Source organism: Actinoplanes sp. NPDC049668 (assembly GCF_044465445.1).
GTDB lineage: Bacteria > Actinomycetota > Actinomycetes > Mycobacteriales > Micromonosporaceae > Actinoplanes.
This window is the reverse complement of sequence record NZ_JBITLR010000013.1, coordinates 117,762-119,156: the sequence shown is the minus strand read 5'-3', so window position 1 is coordinate 119,156 and position 1,395 is coordinate 117,762. Positions and strand designations below refer to the sequence as shown.

Annotated in this window: 1 protein-coding gene and 1 rRNA gene; one reads left to right on the top strand and one right to left on the bottom strand. The window is 73.9% G+C overall.

The annotated features are described in order from the left end of the window. Positions 1 to 88: ribosomal RNA gene (gene rrf, locus ACIBSW_RS40005) — 5S ribosomal RNA — on the top strand; the annotation flags it as partial. 66 nt (positions 89 to 154) lie between these two features. On the opposite strand, the gene ACIBSW_RS40000 is transcribed toward rrf, so the two are convergent. Further along, a partial coding sequence (locus ACIBSW_RS40000) for a hypothetical protein (RefSeq protein ID WP_404799610.1) occupies positions 155 to 1,395 on the bottom strand: 1,241 nt, incomplete at its 5' end.

Sequence of the window (1,395 nt, the reverse complement as noted above, 5' to 3'; positions counted from 1 at the left end):
CGGTCTCATTCCGAACCCGGAAGCTAAGCCCTCCAGCGCCGATGGTACTGCACTCGGGAGGGTGTGGGAGAGTAGGACGCCGCCGGACTTAACGTACAGTCGAGGGCCTTCCCCGGTAGGGGTTGGCCCTCGACTGCTTTTGTGCGTCCGGTCCCTAGTAGCGTTGGACGGACGCGTGCTTGCCGTGCCCCCGACCCGTAGTGGCCCGACCCCGCAGTTGATACCGCTCCGTACTTGATTTGCTCCGGCCGACCTCGCCGACGTTGCGAGGGCCGCCGAACTTGGAAGGACTTGACCCGTGAACCCAGGACCGCAGGACGGCGGCTCCAACAACCGCGACGACGAAGGCCGCAGCGGCCGCGGTCGCGACGGAGGCTCCGGCGCGAACCCCCGTGGTGACCGGGGAGACCGAGGCGGCCCGCGCCGCGAGGGCGGTTTCCGCGCCGGCGGCGACCGTGGCGGCTACTCCGGTGGCGGCAACCGTGACCGGGGCGGCTCCTCGGGTGGCGGCGACCGTGGTGGTTACCGGGGCGGCGACCGTCCGCAGGGTGGCGGCTTCCGTAGTGGCGGTGACCGTGACCGGGGCGGCTCCTCGGGTGGCGGCGACCGCGGCGGTTACCGCGGTGGCGACCGTCCGCAGGGCGGCGACCGTGGCGGTTACTCCGGCGGCGGAGATCGTGGCGGCTATTCCGGTGGCGGTGACCGTGGTGGTTACCGCGGTGGTGACCGTCCGCAGGGCGGTGGCTTCCGTAGTGGCGGTGACCGTGACCGTGGTGGCTCCTCGGGTGGCGGCTACCGGGGCGGCGACCGTCCGCAGGGTGGCGGCTTCCGCAGTGGCGGCGACCGTGACCGCGGCGGCTACTCCGGCGGCTCCTCGGGTGGCGGTGACCGTGGTGGTTACCGCGGTGGTGACCGTCCGCAGGGTGGCGGCTTCCGCAGTGGCGGTGACCGCGACCGTGGCGGCTATTCCGGTGGCGGCGACCGTGGTGGTTACCGGGGTGGTGACCGTCCGCAGGGCGGTGGCTTCCGCAGTGGCGGGGACCGTGACCGTGGTGGCTCCTCGGGTGGCGGCTACCGGGGCGGCGACCGTCCGCAGGGTGGCGGCTTCCGCAGTGGCGGCGACCGTGACCGCGGCGGCTACTCCGGCGGTAGCGACCGCGGGGGCTACTCCGGCGGCGGAGATCGCGGCGGCTACCGCGGCGGCTCCTCGGGTGGCGGCGACCGCGGGGGCTACTCGGGTGGCGGCGACCGCGGGGGCTACTCCGGTGGCGGCGACCGTGGCGGCTATTCCGGTGGCGGCGACCGCGGTGGTTACCGCGGTGGTGACCGTCCCCAGGGCGGTGGTTACCGCAGCGGTGGTGACCGTCCCCAGGGCGGTGGTTACCGCAGCGGTGG